This is a genomic window from Arthrobacter agilis, assembly GCF_002953615.1.
Taxonomy (GTDB): domain Bacteria; phylum Actinomycetota; class Actinomycetes; order Actinomycetales; family Micrococcaceae; genus Arthrobacter_D; species Arthrobacter_D agilis_B.
Map to the genome: position 1 here is coordinate 1088037 of NZ_CP024915.1, position 6536 is coordinate 1094572.

General features: G+C 67.9%; 6 protein-coding genes. 2 read left to right on the plus strand and 4 right to left on the minus strand.

Annotated features, from left to right (window positions below; genetic code table 11):
* Positions 1–201 precede the first annotated feature (201 nt).
* Positions 202–585, plus strand: coding sequence for a response regulator transcription factor (locus CVO76_RS05205; RefSeq protein ID WP_133081847.1), 384 nt, complete (start codon positions 202–204; stop codon positions 583–585).
* Positions 586–608: 23 nt separating this feature from the next.
* Here the strand turns inward: CVO76_RS05205 and CVO76_RS05210 are convergent, their stop codons facing one another.
* From CVO76_RS05210 to CVO76_RS05220, 3 genes are all read right to left on the minus strand, one after another.
* The gene (locus CVO76_RS05210; protein WP_208741037.1) at positions 609–1100 is read right to left on the minus strand and encodes a hypothetical protein; all 492 of its coding nucleotides are present in this window, start codon (positions 1098–1100) and stop codon (positions 609–611) included.
* Complete coding sequence (locus CVO76_RS05215) at positions 1097–1306, minus strand: hypothetical protein (protein ID WP_208741039.1); 210 nt, start codon at positions 1304–1306, stop codon at positions 1097–1099. The genes CVO76_RS05210 and CVO76_RS05215 overlap by 4 nt, the downstream gene beginning before the upstream one ends.
* Positions 1307–1559: 253 nt before the next feature.
* Positions 1560–2048: a hotdog fold thioesterase gene (locus CVO76_RS05220; protein WP_133081848.1), complete on the minus strand. Its 489-nt coding sequence runs from the start codon at positions 2046–2048 to the stop codon at positions 1560–1562.
* Positions 2049–2220: 172 nt separating this feature from the next.
* On the opposite strand from CVO76_RS05220, the gene polA reads away from it, so the two are divergent.
* Entirely contained in the window at positions 2221–4869 is a 2649-nt protein-coding gene (gene polA / locus CVO76_RS05225; protein WP_244186299.1) for a DNA polymerase I, read from the plus strand.
* Between the two features lie 264 nt (positions 4870–5133).
* Here the strand turns inward: polA and CVO76_RS05230 are convergent, their stop codons facing one another.
* A complete protein-coding gene (locus CVO76_RS05230) occupies positions 5134–6375 on the minus strand; it encodes an HNH endonuclease signature motif containing protein (RefSeq protein WP_347876226.1) in 1242 nt (413 codons plus the stop codon).
* Positions 6376–6536 lie beyond the last annotated feature (161 nt).

Here is a 6536-nt window from a genome sequence, read left to right on the forward strand (position 1 = left end):
GAGCAGTACAGCGGGGGAGCGTTGCCCGGGGAGACGAGCGAACTGCTCATGATCGGGGCGTTCCCCGACGTACCGGAGACCGTCCAGCGCGTTCTGGTCCAGCCGACGGGCGGGGCCGACCCGGTGGAGGCGACCGTCCGTCCGGAGTCCTGAGCCGGTTCGCACGACCGGCCGGACACCGCTGCGGAGTAAACTCAGGCTATGCCGAGCAAGGAGCACACCCGCACTGCTGTGGTCATCGAAGACGACGATGACGTCCGCGATCTGCTGCACACCGTGCTGACCGGCGCGGGCTTCCGTGTGCACACCGCGCCGGCCGGTCTCGCCGGTGTCGAGATGGTCCGCCGCCTCATGCCGGACGTGGTGACGCTCGACGTCGGCCTGCCGGACATCGACGGCTTCGAAGTGGCGGAGCGGATCCGCAGGTTCTCGACGACCTTCATCGTCATGCTCACGGCGCGCGCCCATCCGTCGGACGAGAAACGGGGCTTCGAGGCCGGCGCCGACCGCTATCTCCGCAAGCCGTTCCGTCCGGCGGAGCTGCGCCGGCACATCCAGGAAGGCATGGCGGCGGCGGACGCCTGACGCGCGTCATTGGCGGGCGTCGCTCAGTGGCTGCGCGCCCCCGCCGTGCTCACGAGCACGGGCTGGTTGAGGGCGTCGGAGACCGCTCCCGTCACGACGGCGAAGATCCCCTTGTGCAGGTAGTCGGCGGTTTTCTCGCCGGCGGGCCAAAGGGAGGGGGCTGCGCCCGCACCCGTGGCGTTCTCCAGCGTCTGGTCGAACGCGAGGCGGACGACGGCGTGCGCCGCCGTTGCGGAACCCCCACGGATCCCCGTCACCGACCACAGGCCGCGGAGCGCGCCCAGGGTCGCTCCGGTCAGCCAGTGCATGCCGTGGTTCCACACGGGGTAGCGGACGGCGTCGTCGGCGGGCCGACCCAGCAGGATCCGGAGGGTCCGGGCGGGGATGTGCGAGTCCGGACGACCCGTGATGCGTTGCTCCACGAGTTCTCCGACCGTCATTGCGGCCGTCCCGACCAGGCCCGCTGCCACGCCACGCAACGCCGCCCGGGCGAGGACGGGACCGCGATCCGTCACTTGTCGTTCCCGCCGTCCGGGGCGTCGTCGAGGTCGTTGCCGCGACTGTCGTCTCCGAGGTCGGTGTCGATCCCGTTGTTGTCGTCGTAGTTCCCGGTATCGGTCCCGGAGTTGTCGCTGTCCTTGTTGCCGAGATCGCACCCGCCCAGGAAGAGGGCGCCGGCGGCGAGAACGGCGGCGATGGTCTTCGTCTTCTTGTCGGCCACGGGGTCTCCGTTCGAGTTCCTACCGGGGCGGCGGTGGTGCCGCCCTTCTTTCACGGTAGGCAGCGCCCTCGGGCGGGGCAACAGGAGTTCCCGGCTCAGTCGGAGCTTGCAATCGCGACCCCGCACCCGCCCGGTAGGTCGCCGTCGTGCTCATCGGACGGGCCGGATCGTTGCCCGATCCGGTCGGCTCCGCATCGGGGTACGGTGTCCCGTTCCCGGCTCGGAAGGAGCTGCACCGGGCCGGTACGCCGGATCAGTCCCTGACCTCCCGGATCAGGTTCGTGATGCGGGCCGTGGAGAGGCGCCGACCCTGCTCGTCGGTCATCACGACCTCGTGCGTCGTGAGGGTCCGGCCGAGGTGGATGGCCGTCGCGGTGCCCGTCACCGTGCCGGAATCGATGCTGCGGTGGTGCGTCGCTCCCACCTCGATGCCGACGGCCTGCCTGCCCGGGCCGGCGTGGAGTCCCGCGGCGAACGACCCCAGGGTCTCGGCGAGCACCACGTGGGCGCCGCCGTGGAGGATGCCCGCGACCTGCTGGTTGCCCTCGACCGGCATGGTGGCGACCATGCGCTCGGCGCTCATCTCGGAGAAGACGATGCCCATCTTCACGGTCAGGGCGCCGACGCCGTAGCGGCCGAGCCAGCTGTGCATCTCGGGCGGGATGCCCGCGGCGACGAGCTCGGCCAGCCGGTCTCCGGAGGGTGCGTGGACGGCGTCGGGCCGGGTGCGGTTGTCTGTCATGGCAACTAGGCTGGCACCTGTGAGTGAAACGACCAAACCAGCTGCCACCCTGACCATCGCACCGCCCGCGGAGAGCAGTCCGGACGGCTCGGTGGCACCGGCCGGCGGGCAGGCGCCGGCGCGTCGCAGCGACGGTTCACGCAACCGGCTCCTCGTCATCGACGGGCACTCCATGGCCTTCCGTGCCTTCTACGCGCTCCCGCCCGAGAACTTCTCGACCGACACCGGCCAGCACACGAATGCGGTCTACGGCTTCACGGCGATGCTCATCAACCTCATCAAGGACCAGAAGCCGAGCCACGTGGCAGTCGCTTTCGACCTCGACACACCGACCTTCCGCTCCGAGGAGTACACGGAGTACAAGGGCGGCCGTTCCAAGACGCCCGAGGAGTTCCACGGACAGGTGGACCTGATCATCAAGGTCATGGAGGCGATGCGCATCCCGACCATCTCCCTCGACGGCTACGAGGCGGACGACATCCTGGCCACCCTCGCATACCAGGCGGCGGGTGCTGATTGGGACGTGCAGGTGGTGAGCGGGGACCGGGACGCCTTCCAGCTCGTCAACGACCGCGTGACCGTGCTCTATCCGAAGCAGGGCGTGACCAACATCCCGCAGATGGATGCGCAGGCCATCGAGGAGAAGTACTTCGTACCGCCGCACCAGTACTCGGACCTCGCTGCGCTGGTGGGGGAGAGCGCCGACAACCTGCCGGGGGTACCCGGCGTCGGCCCGAAGACCGCGGCGAAGTGGATCAAGCTGTACGGGGGGCTCGAGGGGATCCTCGAGAACCTCGACAAGATCGGCGGGAAGGTCGGGGATTCGCTGCGCGCCAACGTCGAGGACGTCAAGCGGAACCGGCGCCTGAACCGGCTGCTCACCGATCTGGACCTACCCGTGGACCTCGACGCCATGGTCTCGCAGCACCCGGACCGGTCGGCGGTCGAGGACCTCTTCGATTCCCTGCAGTTCAACACGCTGCGCAAACGGCTGTTCGACCTCTTCGGCGAGGAGGAGACCGCTGACGAGGGCGATGAGCAGAGTGCTCCCGCACACCTGCTGCTCGACGACGCCGCCGGACTCGAGCAATGGTTCAGGGCCACGAACCAGGCGCAGGCCTCGGTGGCGCTGGCCACCGAGACGGCGGCCGGGGTGACCGACGTCGTCGGGGTCGCCGTCGTCACCGGGCTCTCCGCAGCCTTCATCCCGCTGGAAGCGCTCGATGCCGAGGCCGAGAAGGTGCTGGGGGACTGGCTGTCCGACACCGACGCGCCGAAGATCGTCCACGACTTCAAGGCAGTGTTCAAGCTGCTGTCCGCCCGAGGCCTCGTGCTGGCGGGGGAGATCGACGATACAGCCCTCTCCGGGTACCTCATCCAGCCCGACCGGCGGAGCTACGATCTCGCCGACCTCGCCCAGTACCACCTGCGGCTGTCCATCACGGCGTCTGCCAATGATTCGTCGGGCCAGCAGGCGCTCGACCTCGGCGGCAACGACGTCGCATCGCCGGCCGTGGTCGCCGCCTATGCCGCACTGCGCCTCAGTGAGCACTTCGCCGGTCAGCTCGTCGAGCGCGGGGCCAACCAGCTGCTCGGTGGGCTGGAGCTTCCGCTCGCGGAAGTGCTCGCCCGCATGGAACTCACCGGCGTGGCCGTCTCCGTCGACGGGCTCGACCGGCTCTTCGACGACTTCTCGAAGACGATCAGTGCCGCCGGAGCCGAGGCGTACCGGATCATCGGCAAGGAGATCAATCTCGGCTCGCCGAAGCAGCTGCAGACCGTCCTGTTCGACGAGCTCGAGCTGCCGAAGACCAAGAAGATCAAGACGGGCTATTCCACCGACGCCGACGCCCTGACGGACCTGATCGCCAAGACGGGGCACCCCTTCCTCGAGCAGCTTCTCGCCTACCGCGATGCACTGAAGCTCCGCCAGACGGTCGAGGGGCTCCGGAAGGCGGTGGACGACGACGGCCGCATCCACACCACGTACCTGCAGACCATCGCGGCGACAGGTCGGCTTTCCTCGACCAATCCGAACCTGCAGAACATCCCCGTCCGTTCCGACGAGGGCCGCCGCATCCGCGAGGTGTTCGTCGTCGGGCAGGGACGCAACGGCGAGAAGTTCGAGAGCCTGATGACGGCCGACTACTCGCAGATCGAGATGCGCATCATGGCGCACCTGTCCGGTGACGAGGGACTCATCTCGGCGTTCCAGGAGGGCGAGGACCTCCACCGCTTCGTCGGCTCGCACATCTTCGGCGTCGCGCCGGAGGAAGTCACCAGCGCCATGCGGTCCAAGGTGAAGGCGATGTCCTACGGGCTGGTCTACGGCCTGAGCTCGTTCGGGCTCTCCAAGCAGCTCAACATCTCCGTCGACGAGGCGCGCACCCTCATGCGTGACTACTTCGAGCGCTTCGGCGCGGTGCGTGACTACCTGCGCGGCATCGTGGAGCAGGCCCGCAAGGACGGCTTCACCTCCACCATCGAGGGTCGGCGCCGCTACCTGCCGGACCTGTCGAGCGACAACCGGCAGCTCCGCGAGATGGCAGAGCGGGCGGCCCTCAACGCGCCCATCCAGGGTTCGGCTGCGGACATCATCAAGAAGGCCATGCTCGGCGTCGACGACGTACTGACCCAGCGGGGCCTCGCGTCGCGCATGCTGCTGCAGGTGCACGACGAACTCGTGCTCGAGATCGCCGAGGGTGAGTCCGAGGAGGTCGAGGCGCTTGTGCGGCAGCAGATGGGCGCAGCGGCGGATCTCTCCGTTCCGCTCGACGTCTCGGTGGGTACAGGAGCAAGCTGGCACGACGCCGCCCACTAGGTGTAGTGCGCCGGGGACGACTTGAGCGCCCGCGGACCAGAACGAGGTGTTGCGGTCCGGTCCGGTCCGTTCTGGCCTGCCCTGTTTGCTCCGGTCCGTTTTAGCCTGTGACGGTCTTGTCGGATCCGTATCGGTTCTTCCGAAGCAGGGCTGATCTGCTCACGTCCGTTACGGTCGATCAAGTCGATCAAGTCGATCGAGTCAATCCGGGCGGTTCAGGTCAATCAGGTCGGACCAAAGCGGTTCAGGTCGGACCACAGCGGTTCAGGTCAGTACCTCTCTGTTCCCGCCCGGGTGGGTCTGTTCCAGTCTGTTCCAGCCAGGGGTGGTCTGTTCCGGTCTGTTCCAGCCATGGGTAGTCTGCTCCGGTCGGTCTTGGCCAAAGCTAGTCTGTTCCGGTCGGTTCCAACCAGGCCTCGTCTGTTCCGGTCGGTCCCAGTCAGGCCTCGTCTGTTCCGGTTGGCTCCAGCCTGCCCTCGTCTGCTCCGCCCTGTTCCAGGCAAGGGTGGCGGGGATGTCCCCGGTCATGTCGTGGAGTGGTTCGAGGGGCCGTTGTCCTTGGTGGTGTGGTTCGTCGTGCAGCTGTTCGTGGTGCAGTAGTTCGTCTCGAACGATTCGTCCGGTGTGCCAGTAGGCGTTGGTCCGGAGAGCGCCTGCCCGGCCAGGGTATCCGGGCGCGTGGAACCAGGGAATGCCGCTTCGGGGCTCTATCCTCCACATGCCCTGGTGGATGAGGTGGTGGTGTCGTGCGCACAGCAGCGCTCCGTTGCCGATGCTCGTTCTCCCGACGCGGGACCAGGGGTCGATGTGGTGGGCTTCGCACCAGGGCGCCGGGATGATGCAATCCGGGAAGGCACAGCCCTTGTCACGGGCGACCAGGGCTCGACGCAGGTGGGGTGGGAAGAGGCGTTGGGCTCTCCCGAGGTCCAGGACCTGACCCGCACCGCCGAGGATGATCGGGATGATGTCCGCGTCGCAGGCGATCCGCCGGATGGTTCTGGCACTGGCCTGGCCGGCGAAGACCGTGTGACCCGGCCGCTGCCCTGCCCGCTGCGTCTGACCGGTGAGGCCCCTGGCGAGGTTGCCGGGGAGGTCCAGGGTGAGGTTCTGGGTATGTTCGATGAGGTCCTGATAATCGATGGTGACCATCACCTGAGGTCGGTGGCCGCCGGTTGCGGGAAGACCAGTCGTGCTCAGGGCGATCTTGCACGCGGAGACCAATCCTTCGAGTAACATCTGAGCCCTTGTTGCTCCCTCCGGGTCACCGTACAAATCCGTGTTTCTGCCTGAATCTGATCCCCCACCCCAGCCGGAGCCTGCACCGGAGCCTGCACCGGAGCCTGCTCCGGAGGATGCGCCGTAGCCGATGTCTGATCCTGGCCCGCTCTCGGCAGCAGCACCGGAGGCACCGGATTCGGCCGCAGCGCCGATGCCGTCGGCAGCGGCACCGGCACCGGCCGTACTGGCGCGGTCGGTGTGCATGCGCGGATTGGTGGCGGTGTTCATGACGGTGGCAAGGTGTTCGAACTGCTCGTCGGTGGCGCCGATCTCGAGGACGTGCAGGCCATGGCGGCGGCCCCTGAGGAAGACGCCCTGGCGAGCCCGGAGCACCTTGTCGGTGGGTTCCTGCCCGTCCTGGTCGAGGACTCCTTCCCAGCGGCGGGCCA

Coding starts and splice junctions, on each gene's coding strand:
- CVO76_RS05205 (WP_133081847.1), top strand. CDS start 202: ATGCCGAGCAAGGAGCACACCCGCACTGCTGTGGTCATCGAAGACGAC.
- CVO76_RS05220 (WP_133081848.1), bottom strand. CDS start 2,048: ATGACAGACAACCGCACCCGGCCCGACGCCGTCCACGCACCCTCCGGA.
- CVO76_RS05230 (WP_347876226.1), bottom strand. CDS start 6,375: ATGAACACCGCCACCAATCCGCGCATGCACACCGACCGCGCCAGTACG.
- polA (WP_244186299.1), top strand. CDS start 2,221: ATGGCCTTCCGTGCCTTCTACGCGCTCCCGCCCGAGAACTTCTCGACC.